Annotated in this window: 14 protein-coding genes; 4 read left to right on the top strand and 10 right to left on the bottom strand. The window is 69.5% G+C overall.

The window, feature by feature from the left end; genetic code table 11:
* Positions 1-2 precede the first annotated feature (2 nt).
* Positions 3-209: a DUF3499 family protein gene (locus RS82_RS15665; protein WP_045301176.1), complete on the bottom strand. Its 207-nt coding sequence runs from the start codon at positions 207-209 to the stop codon at positions 3-5.
* Positions 210-398: 189 nt separating this feature from the next.
* Between RS82_RS15665 and RS82_RS15660 the strand changes: the two genes are divergently transcribed.
* On the top strand, positions 399-839 hold the full coding sequence (locus RS82_RS15660) for a metallopeptidase family protein (protein ID WP_169748712.1): 441 nt from the start codon (positions 399-401) through the stop codon (positions 837-839).
* Positions 840-854: 15 nt separating this feature from the next.
* Here RS82_RS15660 and RS82_RS15655 read toward each other — a convergent pair whose 3' ends face one another.
* The 4 genes from RS82_RS15655 to manA all read right to left on the bottom strand — a co-directional run bounded on the left by RS82_RS15655 (position 855) and on the right by manA (position 6,891).
* Positions 855-2,261 (bottom strand): DUF5719 family protein, encoded by a 1,407-nt coding sequence (locus RS82_RS15655; protein ID WP_045301071.1) that lies wholly within the window; start codon positions 2,259-2,261, stop codon positions 855-857.
* The gene (locus RS82_RS15650; protein ID WP_045301069.1) at positions 2,258-5,134 is read right to left on the bottom strand and encodes a glycosyltransferase; all 2,877 of its coding nucleotides are present in this window, start codon (positions 5,132-5,134) and stop codon (positions 2,258-2,260) included. Before RS82_RS15650 ends, RS82_RS15655 begins: the two co-directional genes overlap by 4 nt.
* A gap of 86 nt (positions 5,135-5,220) precedes the next feature.
* Positions 5,221-5,547 (bottom strand): WhiB family transcriptional regulator, encoded by a 327-nt coding sequence (locus RS82_RS15645; RefSeq protein WP_084695695.1) that lies wholly within the window; start codon positions 5,545-5,547, stop codon positions 5,221-5,223.
* A gap of 195 nt (positions 5,548-5,742) precedes the next feature.
* Entirely contained in the window at positions 5,743-6,891 is a 1,149-nt protein-coding gene (gene manA / locus RS82_RS15640; protein WP_045301067.1) for a mannose-6-phosphate isomerase, class I, read from the bottom strand.
* 82 nt (positions 6,892-6,973) lie between these two features.
* On the opposite strand from manA, the gene RS82_RS15635 reads away from it, so the two are divergent.
* A complete protein-coding gene (locus tag RS82_RS15635) occupies positions 6,974-8,440 on the top strand; it encodes an O-antigen ligase family protein (RefSeq protein ID WP_045301065.1) in 1,467 nt (488 codons plus the stop codon).
* Positions 8,437-9,783 (top strand): O-antigen ligase family protein, encoded by a 1,347-nt coding sequence (locus tag RS82_RS15630; protein ID WP_052676870.1) that lies wholly within the window; start codon positions 8,437-8,439, stop codon positions 9,781-9,783. The genes RS82_RS15635 and RS82_RS15630 overlap by 4 nt, the downstream gene beginning before the upstream one ends.
* Positions 9,784-9,818: 35 nt before the next feature.
* On the opposite strand, the gene RS82_RS15625 is transcribed toward RS82_RS15630, so the two are convergent.
* Genes RS82_RS15625 through rfbA form a run of 3 tightly spaced genes read right to left on the bottom strand, consistent with a single transcriptional unit; the run spans position 9,819 to position 13,092 of the window.
* Positions 9,819-11,225: a sugar nucleotide-binding protein gene (locus tag RS82_RS15625; RefSeq protein ID WP_045301168.1), complete on the bottom strand. Its 1,407-nt coding sequence runs from the start codon at positions 11,223-11,225 to the stop codon at positions 9,819-9,821.
* Positions 11,225-12,223, bottom strand: a complete 999-nt coding sequence (gene rfbB / locus RS82_RS15620; RefSeq protein ID WP_045301063.1) for a dTDP-glucose 4,6-dehydratase — start codon at positions 12,221-12,223, stop codon at positions 11,225-11,227. Before rfbB ends, RS82_RS15625 begins: the two co-directional genes overlap by 1 nt.
* Positions 12,223-13,092, bottom strand: a complete 870-nt coding sequence (gene rfbA, locus RS82_RS15615; RefSeq protein WP_045301061.1) for a glucose-1-phosphate thymidylyltransferase RfbA — start codon at positions 13,090-13,092, stop codon at positions 12,223-12,225. Before rfbA ends, rfbB begins: the two co-directional genes overlap by 1 nt.
* 125 nt (positions 13,093-13,217) lie before the next feature.
* Here rfbA and RS82_RS15610 point away from each other — a divergent pair, with 125 nt between their 5' ends.
* On the top strand, positions 13,218-14,204 hold the full coding sequence (locus RS82_RS15610; RefSeq protein ID WP_045301059.1) for a glycosyltransferase family 2 protein: 987 nt from the start codon (positions 13,218-13,220) through the stop codon (positions 14,202-14,204).
* A gap of 25 nt (positions 14,205-14,229) precedes the next feature.
* Here the strand turns inward: RS82_RS15610 and RS82_RS15605 are convergent, their stop codons facing one another.
* Positions 14,230-14,979 (bottom strand): ABC transporter ATP-binding protein, encoded by a 750-nt coding sequence (locus RS82_RS15605; protein WP_045301057.1) that lies wholly within the window; start codon positions 14,977-14,979, stop codon positions 14,230-14,232.
* On the bottom strand, positions 14,979-15,785 hold the full coding sequence (locus RS82_RS15600) for an ABC transporter permease (RefSeq protein ID WP_045301166.1): 807 nt from the start codon (positions 15,783-15,785) through the stop codon (positions 14,979-14,981). Before RS82_RS15600 ends, RS82_RS15605 begins: the two co-directional genes overlap by 1 nt.
* Positions 15,786-16,098: the final 313 nt, after the last annotated feature.

Below are 16,098 nucleotides of genomic sequence, written 5' to 3'. Positions count from 1 at the left end.
GATCAGGCGCGGAGGGTCTCGTGCCTGACGACGACCCAGCCCTTGGGCACGGACAGGCGGTCGGTATGGATCGCGCAGAGATCGTGGGCGTGCGGATCGCCGGCGGCGCCGAGCGGACCGAGAGCCGCCATCTGGTCGCCGTAGTCGTAGGTGAGCGTGGACACCGCCTCGCGGGCGCATCCGACCTTGGAGCAGACTCTCTCGCGCATCGGGTAGACGCTATCGCGCGCGGCCGACATGGGAACGGATGCCGCGCCGCACGACGTCGCGGGCGTTCTACGTCGCCGGATCCTCAGCTGAGGACGAGAGCCGAGCTGAGGAGCCGATCGCGGCGGTCGCCCCTCATTTCGGCTCTGACCCTCGGCTGAGGACGCCCCTCGCAGACCTAGGATGGGAACATGGCGTGGCGTCGGGGCAAGACCAGCGAGCGCGCGCCGCGGCGCGCGTCCCGTCACGGACGCCACGGGCGCGAGGGGCGGAGTTCCGTCGTCCGCCCGCCCCTGCCACCGCTCGACACCCGGGTCGACCGGTTCGACCTGGCGGTCGGCACCGCGGCGGAGTTCCTGCGGTCGGCCTGGCCGGAACTGCGCGACGTCCGCTTCGAGGTCGCCGACATGCCCGCCGCGACCGACGACGACGGGATCCCGCGCTGGACGGTGCTGCCGGACGCGGGCCGCATCATCCTCTACCGCCTGCCGATCGAGCGCCTCAGCCACATGCATCGCGACGACGATCTGCACCGGCGCATGCTCGTGGAGGGCGCCGTGTTCCGTGCGGCGGCGGAGTATCTCGATCGCGACCCGTGGGACCTCGGCCCGGAGCGCTTCAGATACTTCTGACACCCCCGGTCGGGGTCAGGGGTAGACGACGATCTCCGGTGTCGCGACGTCCGCGGGCCACACGGGCACGCCCGCGAGCGCACCGTCGCCCGCGAACGACAGCCCTGCGCGGACCGGAGCCGCAGGATCGAACAGGTACAGCGTTCGCGTCGCCAGGCGTATCGCGACCGACCCGTTCGCCGGAACGGTCAGATTGATGGCCGACCCGCCGTCGACCGGGGTCACGTCGACCGTCACCGGGTCGCCGGAAGGGTTCACCACCGTGAGCGAGGGTGTCGGGCCTCCGGGCGTCGCGAGCAGCGACGGCACCGTCACCTCGGGCGCCGGCGTGTACCAGGCGAAGTCGTCGCCGGCCGAGATGCCGGTCGCCTGCCACACGGCTGCGACCACGGGGGCGTCCGCCTCGACCGTGACCGTGTAGGCACCGGGGGGCAGTGCGTTCAAGGCGAGCTCGAGCGGCTTGCCGGCCTCGAGGGCCAGCTCCTGCGGCTCACCGACCGGCTCGGTGCGGCCGGCGGAGTTGACCGACACCCGTGCCGTCGCGGGAAGCGTGGGCGACAGCATCCGCAGCACCGTCGTCTCGTTCGTCGCGCCGTCCGCGTCGGTCGGACGCGTGACCGTGATCCCCGTCATCACCTGCGTGTTCTCGGTGTGGGCGATGGGCCCGACCTGATCGACCCCACCGGGGGTCAGGGTGCGGGTGATGCTCGCCTGGAGCGACGCGTGGATGGGTGCCCCGACCGCCGACACGCGCACGACCGGCGTCTCTTCGCCGAGCGCGAGGCCGGCGAGCGGCACCACGCGCTGCGTTCCCGGCGCGATCACGAGGTCGGCGCCGCCCGGCGGCGTCGCCGGTCCGTCCACGCCGTAGACCGTCAGCTGCACGGTGGCGGGGACCGCGCCCGGGTTGGCGAGAAGCACCAGATCCGCCGCGCCGGTGGCGCCCGAGCCGCCGACCAGCCACGAGTCGAGCAGCGGCGGGCGGCAGGCGGAGACCGCGAACCCCGAGAGATCGTCGGCGTTCGCCGTCGCCGCACCGATCGCGGCGATGTCGACCGCGTGGCCGTCCCGCGGCTCAGCCGTGTACGCGAGCGGGCCGGGCCCGACACCTGTCGTCTGCAGCTGCTGTTCCGCGGCTCCTTCGCCGTCGGCGGTGCCGCCGATGACGGACTGCGGGGCCGCGAGGGTCACCGTGGACGCCGCGGTGGGGTTGCGCCCGATCGACAGCAGCCCGCCGTCGCAGGCGATCACCGAAGCGGCCGGCGCCGGAGTCGCGGGAATGCTGAGGGGTTCGCGCACGACGGTCGGCCACGGCACCGAGACCGCGGTCACCACCGCGACCACCGCTGCGACCGAGACAGCCGTGCCGATCAGCAGGCGGGCGCTCGTCGTCGCCCAGCGGAACACGCGTCGGTCGCTCATCGGCCCTCCTGCCAGTGGGGTCCCACGACGCGCGGGGTGCGCCGCGCCTCGCGGATCGAAGCGGCAGTCGGCACGGCGAGCAGGAGTGCGATGCCGAAGATCGCGAGCTGTCCGAACGCGACCCAACGGCCCAGAATCGACACGGATGCCGCCTCCTCCGGTCGCGGCGCGATCTCGTCGACGACCCGCCACAGCTCGCCCTTGGCGGTGTCGCCCACCACGACGAGCGTGTCGCGCTGGCCGAGCGCCGTCATGGCCGAGAGCCGCATCGTGCGCGCGGCATCCGTCTCCGGCTGCGTGCTCGGTGCGAGCAGGATGAAACCGATGCCTCTGGCCGCAAGCTGCCCCACGACGTCCTCCGATGAAGGAGTGACGAGGTCGGCGGCGAGCCCTGCGAGCTCTGTGTCCTGCGGGGTCGGCTCCGTGCGCGTCGACAGCAGGGTCGTCTGCCCACCGATGGTCTCGCTCGCGCCCCACACCACCTGTGCGGCGACACCGGCGTCCGCCTGTGGAGTGAGCACGATCGTCCCGACATCGGGGTCGTCGCGCCCCTCCGCGGCGACGAAGGCGGGAAGCGTGCTCGCCGGCCCGTCGGCGACGGTCGCTGTTCCCCGCGTGAACGCGGTGAGCGAGGGAACCGCGAGCACCACCGTGGCCGCGAACACGAGGGCCGCCGCCACACCTCGCATCAGGGCGACGCGGGGGGCCAGCCCGGCGTCGAGCGCCACGAGCGCACCGCCGAGGCCGCCGAGCCACGCGAGGCTCAGCCCAGCGCCCGGCCAGAGCGGCACGGTGATCGACTGCGCGAACGCGACCGAGATCCCCACGGCGGCGAACGCCGTACCGAGGCCGAGCGCCGTGACGACGAGCAGCACGATCCCGGCCGCCCAGCGCTGGGTGAGGGGTGCGGCGAGGGCGAGGAGCGCGAGCGGCACGGTGAGCAGCGGCACCCACCACGTCGGCCCGTCGGGCAGGATCGTCGTCCACCCGGCGAGATCGGGGGTCGGGATGCCGGCCGCCAGCAGCGCGCGCCCGGCGGCGTCCGCAGCCACCTGCGGACCTGCCCACGGCACGCCGGGGTCGGCGACGAGGCCCCACGCCTGGCCGTTCGCGAGCGCGTTCCAGACGAGCGGGAGCGCCAGCGCCGCAGACGGGATGAGCGTCCAGATCAGACGGGCCACACCACGGCCCGCGCGCAGGATGACGGCGGCGAGCACCGCGCCCACCCATGTGACCAGCATCGCCGGTGCGAGGGAAGGAGCGGTGGCGACCACCCCCGCCAGGAGGATCGACGCCGCACCGGCGCCCGCCCACGAGCGGTGCGCGACGGCGCCGGCGTAGAACAGCCAGGGCAGCAGCAGGTGCAGGATCACGCCGGTCGGTCGCCCCTGCGTCAGGGCGACGAGGAACGTGGGCGCCAACGCCCAGACCGCTCCGCCGAGAAGTCGAAGGCTCGCCCGTTCGGTCACCCGCGTCGACGCGAACCATCCGCCGAGCGCGGCGAGGGGCAGCGCCAGCACCCAGAGCAGCACCAGCCCGCGAGACGGCGCCCAGGCCCAGAGCGAGCCGAGCAGGGCGACCACGGCGGCGAACGGATCGGCAGGACCGATCGTGTCGATGCCGAGGGCCCGCTGGCCGTACATCGCGTCGTCCCAGAGTTGGCCGACCGTGGTGGCCAGCGGCTGGAGCGCTCCCCCACCGAGGACCGGCCACGCCAGCAGGGCCGGGAACGTCGCGACCGAGACGGCGAGCGCTGCGAGGACGAGCCATGCTCCGCCGCCCGCGAAGAACTTCAGATCGCTCCGACGGTGGCCGCCGAGAGCGACCTCAGGGTCGTCGTCGAGCCGTTCGCGCAATTCGCTCCGCGTCGTGCGCAGCGGCGCGATCTGCGCCCAGGACGCGGTGCGGGCGCGTGCGAGGCGACGGCGCCCGCGCCATACCGGCACGAGGCGCACGAGTGCGACCGCGGCCGCCGCCCACTCCGCGGCGATGCGTCCGGGCTGCTTGCGGGCCAGATCCACGATCGAGCGCCACAGCGCGAGCGGAAGGATCGTGAGCCAGTGAAGCGGAGCGACGACCGCCGGCGCGTACACGAGCCGCCGATGCAGCTGCGCGACGCGCTCCGCATACACGGCACGGCGCTGCCGCTGAGGGGTGAGCGGTGTCGGCAGACCCGCGACGCCGTCGCCCGCCGTCGCGACAAGTGCACTCGGCACGAGCGAGACGCGCCCGCCCGCGAGGCGCGCCCTCACCCCGAGATCCAATCCCTCGTCGGCGCCGGAGAGTCCCCGATCGAGGCCGCCGAGCTGTTTCCAGGCGTCGGCGCGGACCAGGATGCCGCGGACGTCGGCGCCGAGGACGTCCTCCCGCGCGTCGTGCTGACCCTGGTCGAGCTCATCGTCCGCGAACCCGACCGTGCGGCCGAACCGCGTCATCCCGACCCCGAGCGACGCGATCTCCGTGCGGTCGTCCCAGCGCACCAGCTTGGGCGCGACGAAGGCGACCGACGGCGAGAGCTCGAGCGCGCCGGCAAGCCGGGCGAGCGCGTCGGGCTCCGGCGCGGTGTCCTGCGCGAGAAGCCACACGGCGTCGCCGTCGAGACGCGGCGTGACCAGCGCGGTCGCCGCGGCGTAGGCGGTCGATGCGCCGGCCCGGAAGACGAACTCGGCGCCCGCGGCATCCGCGATCTCGAAGAGATGGTCGTCGCCGCCGCACACCACGATCGTGAGGACGTCGACAGGGCGCGTCTGCTCGCGAAGTGCGGCGAGGGTGCGCTTCAGATGGAATGCCGCCGGGGTACGACCATCGGGACGAACCACCAGGATGGCGTGGACGCGGTTCGAGGTGACGGTGTTCGACGTGGCGGTGGGCATGTCCTGGTCAGCCTAGGTCGCGCTCGCAGCTCACGCCGGGCGCACGCGCCGGGTCGGCCGGATCGACCGGCCGCCCGGCGTGCGCGTCAGCCCGCTCGACGCTTCAGCTTGCGACGCTCGCGCTCGCTGAGACCGCCCCAGATGCCGAACCGCTCGTCGTTCTGCAGTGCATAATCGAGGCATTCGCCCCGGACGTCGCACGACGTGCAGATGCGCTTCGCATCACGCGTGGAGCCGCCCTTCTCGGGGAAGAACGCCTCCGGATCGGTCTGCGCACACAGTGCGTCGGTCTGCCATGCGAGCGGGTTGTCTTCTTCCGCATCGATGTTGCGGCGTACCCCCGGAACCCCCAGTTGAACCGGATCGACGAACCAGTCGTCGGGAACGCCGGAACGGAATTGCGAAACCGTCATGTCGTTCTCACCCCCCGTGATCCTGCTCCACGCTGGTGCGTGTTGTACGGCTAATTACACCCGTGTAGTTCGGCGAGGTCAAGTCGCAGATAGTAAATGCTCAACCGCCTCTTGAACCTTCACGACGCGCCGACGGCGTGTCGCTCTGTCATAACGGTCCGATGAGAAACCGATGAGGCGGTGATGGGGCCCTCGTCAGTGCCCCGGCAGGGCGACGAAGATCTCGCCCTCGCCCGTCACCCGCAGGCCGCCCTCGTTCGCAGTGACGAGTACGGCGGCGCCCGGCGAGAGCGTCGCGACATCCTCGCTCGCGAGGGCCCGCACCGCCGGAGAGCCTGCGGTGGCGACCGCGATCGCGGGACCTTCGAGTACCACCTCGACGCCGTCTTCGTCCGGCGAGACGGCGAGCAGCGCGAAGTCTGCGACCGGGACGTCGTACCGGCGCACGCCCGCTGCGATCTCGCGGGGGACGATCACCGGCGGCAGGCCCGGCGTCGGGTCGAGCACGCTCACGAGCTCCGCAGCGTCGACGTGCTTGGGGGTGAGGCCGCCGCGCAGGACGTTGTCGCTCGCCGCCATCAGTTCGACGCCGAGGCCCTCGAGGTAGGCGTGCAGGACGCCCGCCGGCACGAAGAGGCCCTCACCGCGCTGCAGGGTCACGAGGTTCATGAGGAGCGCGACGACGATTCCGGGGTCGCCCGGGAACGCGGCCTCCAGCGTGCGCGCGAGCGCGAGTTCGGCGGCGAACTCGTCGGACTCGGCGGTGACGGCCGCGGCGATCACGTCGCGCGCGGCGGCGGCGCCGTCGGACAGCAGCCAGCCGATGACGGCCGAGAGCGAAGCATCCGCGCCCTTCAGCCGATCGGCGAGCGGCGCCGCGCCCGGTCCGAGCGTGGCCACGAGCCGGCGCGTCGCGTCGAGGTCGCGGAGGCCCGCGAGCGCGCGGAACGTGTCGCTCAGCGCGACGATGAGCTCGGGCTTGTGGTTCGCGTCGCGGTAGGTGCGGTCGGGGGCGTCGCGCGGGATCCCCGCAGCCTCCTCGCGCGCGAAGCCCTCCTCGGCCTGAGCCTTCGACGGGTGCGCCTGGATGGACAGAGCGGATGCTGCGGCCAGTAGCTTGAGCAGGTACGGCAGCGGCTCGCCGACGCCCGACGCCGCGCCCTCGTCCGCGATCCAGCGGTCGAGCGTGCGGCCATCGGCGGTCTCGGACGGATCGCCGGGGTGGTCGCCGAACCACACCTCCGCCTCGGGACGGCCGGACGCCTCGCGCCCTTCGAGATCGGCGAGCAGGGAGGTCGAGCCCCAGGCGTAATCGCGGGGGTCGTTCGCGAGCGGGATCAGCACCCGAACAGCCTAGCCAGGCGGGGTCGGGATCCCACCCAGGAGCTCGCTGATCGCATATGCCGCCCGGGGTACCCTGAGAGCGATGGCCGTCCATTCGAAGCATCCGGCGTCGGCGCCGCCGGAACCGCCGGTCCGCGAGAAGACCGGTCACCTCATGCTGCGCGGCTGGTGCATCCTCGTGCTCTTCATGTCACTGTCGGGCACCGCGTGGGTGAACGCCTTCGGCGAACTCACCACGACGGTGATCACCATCGCCGGCGGCGTGCTGTCGGCCGTGCTCTGGATCGTGCTCCGTCCGCCGGTGCAGTGGCGACGACTCCCCTGGTTCGTCGTCGCCTACGTCGCGTGGGCGACGCTGTCGCTGACGTGGTCGGCCTGGCCAGCGACGACCGCGCTCACCCTGCTGCTGCTGTGGATCACCACGCTCCAGGCGCTGTTCATCGGGAGCGTGCTCACGTGGCGCGAGCTCGTGCGTGCGGCGGCGTCGGCGCTCAAGTGGGTCATGGCGCTCTCGTTCCTGTTCGAGCTCTGGGTATGGGTGTTCGTACGCGCGCCGATCCTGCCGGGCTTCGTCGTCGACCAGGCCGACGACCCGATCGAGTACTGGTCGCGCAACAACCTCTTCGAGTGGGACAAGCGCATCCAGGGGATCATGGGCAACGCCAACCTCCTGGCCCCCGTGGCCCTCCTCGCGATCATCGTGTTCGCCATCCGGCTGTTCTCCGGTGCGCCACGGCGGACATTCCTCTGGATCTGGATCGGGCTCTCAGCGTTCCTCTTCGTGCGCGCCGGCTCGGCGACCGCCTACCTCACCGCCGCCGCCGTCGTCGTCGTGCTCGTCACGGTGCTGCTGATGCGCACCGCGACCAGACCCGGCGAGCGCACCAAGTACTACGTCGCCTATGTCGTCGTCGGCCTCGGTGGGCTGCTGGCCCTCTGGTTGCTGCGCGGCACGATCTTCACCGCGCTCGGCCGCAACTCCGATCTGACGGGCCGCGAGGGCATCTGGGAGAAGGTGCTCGCGCGAGCCGCCGAGCGCCCGTGGACCGGCTGGGGCTTCGCGACCCCCTGGGTGCCGACTGACCCGGCGTTCGACGGCTGGATCATCGACCACGGCCAGACGGTCATGCAGGCCCACAACATGTGGGTCGACGTATCGATGCAGCTCGGCATCATCGGCGTCGCGCTGCTCGCGCTCCTCTACCTCGCGTTCGTGTGGCGCGCATGGTTCTTCGCGATCGACCGGCCGCGGTGGGACCTCCGCGCCGATCGCCCCTACTCGCCGCTGACCCTGCTGCCCACGCTGGTGGGCGCCATCCTCCTGGTTCAGGGACTGGCCGAGTCGAGCCCGCTGCTGCTGTGGGGCTGGCTCTTCCTCGTCATGCTCGGCTCCAAGATCAAGCAGTCGCCCCATGTCGGCGTCGGGCCCGCCGAGCAGACGGTCGCGATCGAGCGCGGCGAGGCCGTTGCGCGTGATGAGCCCGGTGGACGCGAGCCGGGGACTGCAGCGGCCACGGCGGACGACCGGCCGTCAGGGCGCGGCGCGTGACCGACTCGCCGCATGCCGCAGCGCCCGGATGGCTGGGAACGCTGCTCGCCTCGGCATCCTTCGCCCGCGCGTTCACCCTCGTCGTCTTCGCCGCCGTCTTCTCCGCGTACGCGATCGAGCGGATCGCCGGCCGCGTCACCTACGTCACCATCGTCACCGGCCTCTGCGTGCTCGGCCTCGCCGTGATGATCTCGCGCCGCCGCGAGATCTCGCTGCTGAGGCTCGTGCCGACGACGGTCCTGACGTTCATCGCCTGGGCGTTCGCCAGCATCTTCTGGTCGAGCGATGCGACGACCTCGTTCTGGAACTGGGTGTCGATGGCGGCGCTCGCGTTCCTCGCGGTGGTCATCGGCCACGTCCGTGACACGCTGCAGACCGTGCGCGCTCTCGGCGATGTGCTGCGGGTTCTCCTCGGCGTCTCGCTCGCGCTCGAGGTGCTCTCCGGCATCCTGCTCGACATCCCGTTCACGTTCCTCGGCATCCAGGGCAACATCGCAGAGCTCGGGCCGGTGCAGGGCATCTTCGGCACGCGCAACCTGCTCGGCTTCGTCGCCGTGATGGCGCTCATCACCTTCCTCATCGAGTACCGCACCCAGTCGGTGCCCCCCGGCGTCTCGGTGGCGTCCGTGGTGCTCGCTGGCGGCCTCGCAGCCCTGAGCGACTCCCCCACCGTCGTCGTGCTCGCCCTGGGCGTCGGACTCGCCGTCGGCGCCCTCGCCCTCGTGCGTCACGCCCGCCCCGAGCGCCGCGCGGGCCTGCAGCTCGGCCTCGGCGCCCTCGTCGTGGTGGGGGTGTTCGTGGGCTATACGGCGCGGCATCCGATCATCGCGCTGCTCGGCGCCGGAACCGACTTCTCGATGCGCGTCGAGCTGTGGAACTTCATGGTCGACATCCTTCGCCAGAGGCCCGTGCAGGGCTTCGGCTGGTTCGGCGTCTGGGATCAAGGCGAGTACCCCTTCAACGCCATCAACTTCTGGCTCGACAAGGACCACGCCACGGGATTGAACGCCTACTTCGACGTGGCGCTGCAGCTCGGCTGGGTCGGGCTGGTGCTGTTCCTCGCATTGGGGGCGCTTGCCCTGGGACGGTCGTGGCTGGTCGCGGGTGAGCGGCGGTCCGTGGTGTACGCGTGGACGCCGTTGATGCTCGTCGCACTTCTCGTGGACTCGATGTTCGAGAGCTTCACCCTGACCGGGCTCGGGTGGCTCATGCTCGTCCTGTGCGCGGTCCGCGCGGGCCAGTCGCGTTCGTGGCGCGAGACGCTGGACCGCGGGACGGATGCTCCGGCCGTGGGTAGCGCGGAGGGTTCGGGGCTGCCGCACGCCCAGGGAGAAACCGCCTGATCCGCGAAGCCCGTCGAGCCTCCCGGAGCCAGCGATCAGCCAGCAGATCGCTCCAGATCGGCCAGGGCGTCGGCCGCCAGGAAGCCGGTCGCTTCGATCTTGCTCAGATCCAGCACGCTGTTGCGCGGCCGCGGCGAGACGGGCACAGGCGAGCCGGCGAAGTACTCCTCGCTCGAGACGCCGGTCACCCGCGTCGGGTCGTGACCGCCCGCCGCGAACACGCGCCTTGCGACCTCAGCCCAACTCACGGGCTCGCCGCTCCCGCTGAGGTTGTAGGTGCCAAACGAGGCCTCCGTGTCCAGAAGATGGCGGATACCTCTTGCCAGTTCGACCGCGGGGGTGAGCCGTCCGATCTGGTCGTCGACGACACGCGGATCGACGCCGCGCTCGGCAAGTGAAGCCATCGTGCGAACGAAGTTGCCGCCGGCGCCGATCACCCAGGACGTCCGTACGATGTAATGGCGCGCCAGCGTACTCACGACTGAGTCGCCGGCCGCCTTGGTCTGACCGTAGACGCCGAGCGGGCAGACCGGGTCGTCTTCGCGGTAAGGGCGGTCAAGTGTGCCGTCGAAGACGTAGTCGCTCGACACGTGTACGAGGGTGATTCCGTTGGCTGCGGCGACGCGGGCCAAGTTCACCACTCCTGTGACGTTGGCGGACCAGGCGTCGCGGCGGCCCTCCTCGGTCTCTGCGCGATCTACGGCTGTGTATGCGGCCGCGTTGATGATCGCGCCATAGTCGCGCCATCGGCGTGCGCCGACCAGCTCGGGCGCGGTGACATCGAGGTTGCTGCGGGCGGCGAATTCGACATGATTCACATCGGCGAGTGCAACCCGCAGAGCCCGACCGAGCTGGCCGTCCGCTCCAACGACGAGCACTCCTCGCGGCCGAACGGGTGTGACATCGGCCATTCTCGGGTGCTCCAGGTCCTTCGCGGAGACCTCGGCCTCCTCGAGCGGGATCGGCCAGTCGATCGCAACGGTCTCGTCCGCGAGGTTGAGGAAGGAGTATCGGGCCTCGGGCGACCAGTGGTCGTTCACGAGGTACGTATACGCGGTGTCGGGCTCTAGCGTCTGATACGAATTACCCACGCCCCGGGGGACGAAGATCGCACGCGAAGGGTCGAGTTCAGCCGTATAGACCGTGCCGAATGTGGGACCTTCACGCAGGTCCACCCAGGCGCCGAAGATGCGCCCGGTGGCAACCGACACCCACTTGTCCCAGGGCTCGGCATGGATCCCACGCGTTGTACCGACCGCGTCGTTGAACGAGATATTGTTCTGCACAGGACCGAAGTCCGGCAACCCGAGCGCGGTCATCTTTTCGCGCTGCCAGTTCTCTTTGAACCAGCCGCGCGAGTCACCGTGCACGGGAAGGTCGACGACGACGAGGTCGGGAATCGTGGTCGACGTAAGCGTCAATGGCCTGCCGAATACGGTCATCACTGGCCCTTCGATGCGTAGAACGCCTCGACGCCATCCTTGGACGCAGCCCACCAGGCCTCGTGGTCGCGATACCACGCGATCGTCGATGCAAGCCCCTCCTCGAAGTTCCCAAACGACGGCGCCCAGTCGAGCTCCGTTCGCAGCTTCGTCGAGTCGATCGCGTAACGCATGTCATGTCCAGCGCGGTCGGTGACGTGTTCGTATTCGTCGGCCGGCCGGCCCATGAGGCCGAGGATGAGCTCGACGACGTCCTTGTTGCTCCGCTCGCCGTCGGCACCAATGAGATAGGTCTCGCCGACGACGCCGTGGTCGAGGATGGTGAGAACCGCCGACGAGTGATCGTCGGCATGGATCCAGTCGCGCACGTTCTCGCCCGCGCCGTAGAGCTTCGGACGGATGCCGCGGATCACGCTCGTGATCTGCCGCGGGATGAACTTCTCGATGTGCTGGTAGGGACCGTAGTTGTTCGAGCAATTGGAGATCGTGGCGCGGAGACCGAACGAACGCACCCATGCCCGCACAAGTAGATCGGAGCCCGCTTTGGTTGAAGAGTAAGGCGAAGACGGGTTGTAGGGAGTCTGCTCCGTGAATCGCGCCGGGTCGTCCAGTTCGAGATCGCCGTACACTTCGTCGGTCGAGATGTGGTGCAAGCGGCGATCGTGCTTCCTCGCTGCCTCGAGCAGAGTGTAGGTGCCAACGATGTTCGTGTCGACGAAAGGTCGGGGATCGTGCAATGAGTTGTCGTTGTGCGACTCGGCAGCATAGTGCACGACCGCGTCGACGCGGGAGAACAGATCGTCAACGAGGACAGCGTCGGCGATGTCGCCGTGGACGAAGTCGAGCCGATCGACAGGGAGCCCCTCGAGGGACGCCAGGTTGCCGGCGTAAGTCAGCTTGTCCAGGACGGTGACGTGATCGTCCGTGTGCGCGAGGACATGATGAACGAAGTTGGAGCCGATGAAACCGGCACCCCCGGTGACGAGTATTCGGCGCATCAACGTCCTCTTTCCAACAGTTCGATGAGATACGCACCGTAGCCGGACTTCACCAGCGCCTCGGCGCGCACACGGAGCTCATCCTCCGAGAGGAACCCTTGACGCCAGGCGACCTCCTCGGGCACGCCGATCTTCATCCCGGTGCGTCGCTCCATGGTGCGGACGTAGTCCGCGGCATCCGTCATCTGATCGAAGGTTCCGGTGTCGAGCCACGCGGTTCCCCGCGGCAGGACCTCGACCGCGAGAGCGCCGCGATCGAGATACGAGCGATTGACATCGGTGATCTCGTACTCGCCACGGGCGCTGGGGCGGAGGGAACGCGCCACGTCGACCACGTCGTTGTCGTAGAAGTAGAGGCCGGGCACCGCGTAGTTGCTCTTGGGCGCCGCCGGCTTCTCCTCCAGCGAGACGGCTCGGCCGGCACTGTCGAACTCGACCACCCCGTACGCTCCGGGGTCGGCTACCCAGTAGGCGAAGACCGCGCCGCCCTCGATATCCGCGAACCTCGCCAGCTGGGTGCCGAGTCCAGGACCATAGAGCAGGTTGTCGCCGAGGACGAGCGCGACCTTGTCATGGCCGATGAAGTCGGCGCCGATGGTGAACGCCTGCGCCAGACCGTCGGGCGAAGGCTGCTGCGCGAAAGTGAGCGAGATCCCGAACTGGGACCCGTCGCCGAGGAGCCGGGCGAAATGCGCGGCATCGTGCGGCGTGGTGATGACCAGGATGTCGCGGATGCCGGCCAGCATCAGGGTCGACAGCGGGTAGTACACCATCGGCTTGTCGTAGACGGGGATCAGCTGCTTCGAGACACCGAGCGTGATCGGGTGCAGCCGCGTGCCCGAGCCTCCGGCGAGAACGATTCCCTTCACGCGGCCATCGTTCCACATGTCGGTTACGGTGCGGTTGCGTCCAGGGACGTGTATGTGACGGCAGGGTAGGCTTCTCTCCGGCCCGACGTCTCGGCGCCAGCCACCGTTTTCCGGAGATCATCCCCGTGACCCACGTTCCGTCCGCTGCGCAGTTCGACCCCGCTTCCGCGACCATCGCCGTTGTGACCTACAACCGGTCCGGCCTCCTGTCGCGTCTGCTGACGAGCCTCGCCACGATGGATCCGAAGCCCGGCCACATCGTCATCATCGACAATGCGTCCACCGACGACACGACCGACGTCGTCGAGTCCTTCCGCGAGAGCCTCGAGCCCTCCGCGCTCGTATACCGCCGGCTGGACACGAACACGGGCGGTTCCGGCGGCTTCAGCGAAGGCATGCGCGTCGCCTACGAACTCGGCTCCGAGTGGATCTGGCTCATGGACGACGACGTCGAGGTCCTCCCCGACGGCCTCGCGAAGATGGGCAAGTGGGCGCCGCGCTTCAAGAGCATCCAGGGGCGTCGTTACGACTACGACGGCAGCGCGTTCTACTGGCAGTACCGCGTCGCCGAGCCGCTGGGCATCCCGATCCCGTTCGCTCCGGCCGAGTTCGACGAGTCGGGCTTCAAGCCGATGAACTCCGGATGCTTCGAGGGCATGTTCATCCACCGCGACATCGTGCAGCAGATCGGCCTGCCCGACCCACGCTTCTTCATCTACTGGGACGACCAGATGTACGGCTGGCTCGCCTCGCGCAAGACGCAGTCGGTGATCGTCGACGAGTTCGTGCTGCGCCGCACGCGCGAGATCAAGCAGTGGGACATGGGCATCCGCCACATGAACGCGTCGAGCAACGCATACCGGTACTACATCATGCGCAACCGCGCGTACATCAAGAAGTACTACCGCTCGCTCGACGTCTACAACCCGCTCCTGTTCGGGCTCGGCACCAGCTTGACGTTCGGCAAGGAGCTCATCCGCCTGGTGTTCGTCGAGCGCACCTTCCGCGGAACCTCGAACCTGTTCCGCGGCCTCCGCGACGGGCGGAAGATCGCCAAGGATGCCTCGTGGCAGCCGATGCCGCCGCTTCTGGCTGCGACGGCGGAAGCCTGAGCGTCAGCGCGCCGACAGCCGCGCCTCAGACCCCGGTGGGGTAATCGGCGTTGTAGCGGTCGAGCACCTCGTCGATGGGGGCATCCATCGCGAGTCGATGCTTGTCGAGGTAGAGCCCGCGCGTGCAGAACCGGCGCAGGTCGCGTTCGCTGTGCGACACGAAGAACAACGTGCGCCCGTCGGCGAGCAGCTCGTCGATGCGCCGATAGCACTTCTCGCGGAACGCCTTGTCGCCCACCGCGAGCACCTCGTCGACGAGGAGGATGGGCTCTTCGAGCTGCGACACGACGGCGAAGGCCAAGCGCACCTTCATGCCGTTGCTGAGGTGCTTGTACGGGGTGTCGACGAAGTCCTCGAGTTCCGCGAAATCGATGATGCCGTCGAAGCGGCGCGCGACCTCGGCTTTCGACATCCCATGAAGCCCGGACGTGAGCCGGACGTTCTCGCGCACCGTGAGATCCCCGACGAACCCGCCCGTGATCTCGATGAGCGGGGCGACACCGCCGTTGACCGACACCGTCCCCTCGTCGGAGAGGAGCACCCCTGCGACGAGCTTCAGCAGCGTCGACTTGCCCTGCCCGTTGCGGCCGACCACGCCGATGGACTCACCCGGCCTCACGTCGAAGCTGACGTCGCGCAAGGCCCAGAACTCGCCGGGCTTCGAGCGCCGGGTCGAGTCCGAGAACAGGTCCTTGATGCTGCGCCGCCCGCGCCGATTGCGACGGAAGCGCACACCGAGGCCCTGCACCTCGATCGCGAGATCGGATGCCGTCATCACAGCTCCTTCAGCACGGGACGCTCGAGCCGCCCGAAGGCGAAGATGCCGAGGGCGAGGAAGAGGAAGGACATGACCGCACCGACGCCGATGACCCACGGATCCCACTCGTCGGCGAAGAACCCGACCCGGTAGAGGGCGAAGATCCCCGAGAGCGGATTGAAGGCGGCGAGCGTCTCGAAGGCGCCGGGCAGATCCTCGACGCCGTAGATCACCGGCGAAGCGTAGAACAGGGCGCGAAGGATGAGCTTCGTGGTGCGCTCGAGGTCGGTCCACAGCACGCACAGTGGCGCCACCAGCAGCCCCAGTCCGACGAGGAGGACCGTCTGCAGGAGGATGGCGACCGGCACCCACAGCAATCCCCAATTGAGTTGAGCAGGCGCGTCGGAGAACTGCGAGATGACGACGAAGAGTGCGAGGACGGGCAGCGAGCAGAGGAACTCGATGCCCTTGCTGAGCACGATGCGGTTGACCCAGATCGAGCGCGGGATCGCCGTCGAACGCACGAGGCGGGCATCCTTGTTGAACGCTCGCGTGAAGTCCGACACTGACGAGTTGAACCACACCCACGGCAGAAGCGCCGTGATGAGGAAGACGATGTACGGCTCATGCCCGACGGTGCGCTGGAACACCTGGGTGAACACGAACCAGTAGATCGCGCTCATGACGAGCGGATCGAGGATCGACCAGAGGTAGCCGAGTGCGCTGGTGGCATAGCGAACCTTGAGGTCGCGTGCCGACAGGAGCCACAACGAGTGGAGATAGCGCCGGGCGGATCCGGGGGCGCCGACGGCGGCTGTGGTCACGGTGTCGATCTTAGGCGGCATCCACAGAGATCATCTGAACCGTGCGCAGCGCCTCACCGCATCGGGGCGGGCACGGTGCTCATGCCGTCGTCGGACGGACGGAGCCCGGCGAGCGTCGTGTTCGGCCGAGCCGCTCGGTTCGGATAAGATCTAGGCGCTCACCCGTTGTCGATCCATGCCTGCTTCCCCCCGGTGCCGGCGCCGATCGATCGTTCCGTCGGCGCTCACCCCCCCCGGGTCGCCCACGACGCTCGCGTGCGCAGACAACGCTCCACGCGGCCGCAGCCGCAGACCTCCTGGGATTGGGTGCTTC

The sequence above is a fragment of the Microbacterium trichothecenolyticum genome, assembly GCF_000956465.1.
GTDB classification, from domain to species: Bacteria; Actinomycetota; Actinomycetes; order Actinomycetales; family Microbacteriaceae; genus Microbacterium; species Microbacterium trichothecenolyticum.
The sequence above is the reverse complement of the archived record's forward strand: the minus strand, read 5'-3'. Positions and strand labels throughout refer to the sequence as shown.

Bases quoted from the DNA above. Each gene is read 5' to 3' on its own strand.
- RS82_RS15665 (WP_045301176.1), bottom strand. From the start codon at position 209: ATGCGCGAGAGAGTCTGCTCCAAGGTCGGATGCGCCCGCGAGGCGGTG.
- RS82_RS15655 (WP_045301071.1), bottom strand. From the start codon at position 2,261: ATGAGCGACCGACGCGTGTTCCGCTGGGCGACGACGAGCGCCCGCCTG.
- rfbB (WP_045301063.1), bottom strand. From the start codon at position 12,223: ATGCGCCGAATACTCGTCACCGGGGGTGCCGGTTTCATCGGCTCCAAC.
- RS82_RS15645 (WP_084695695.1), bottom strand. From the start codon at position 5,547: ATGACGGTTTCGCAATTCCGTTCCGGCGTTCCCGACGACTGGTTCGTC.
- RS82_RS15605 (WP_045301057.1), bottom strand. From the start codon at position 14,979: ATGACGGCATCCGATCTCGCGATCGAGGTGCAGGGCCTCGGTGTGCGC.
- RS82_RS15635 (WP_045301065.1), top strand. From the start codon at position 6,974: ATGGCCGTCCATTCGAAGCATCCGGCGTCGGCGCCGCCGGAACCGCCG.
- RS82_RS15625 (WP_045301168.1), bottom strand. From the start codon at position 11,225: ATGACCGTATTCGGCAGGCCATTGACGCTTACGTCGACCACGATTCCC.
- RS82_RS15650 (WP_045301069.1), bottom strand. From the start codon at position 5,134: ATGCCCACCGCCACGTCGAACACCGTCACCTCGAACCGCGTCCACGCC.
- RS82_RS15660 (WP_169748712.1), top strand. From the start codon at position 399: ATGGCGTGGCGTCGGGGCAAGACCAGCGAGCGCGCGCCGCGGCGCGCG.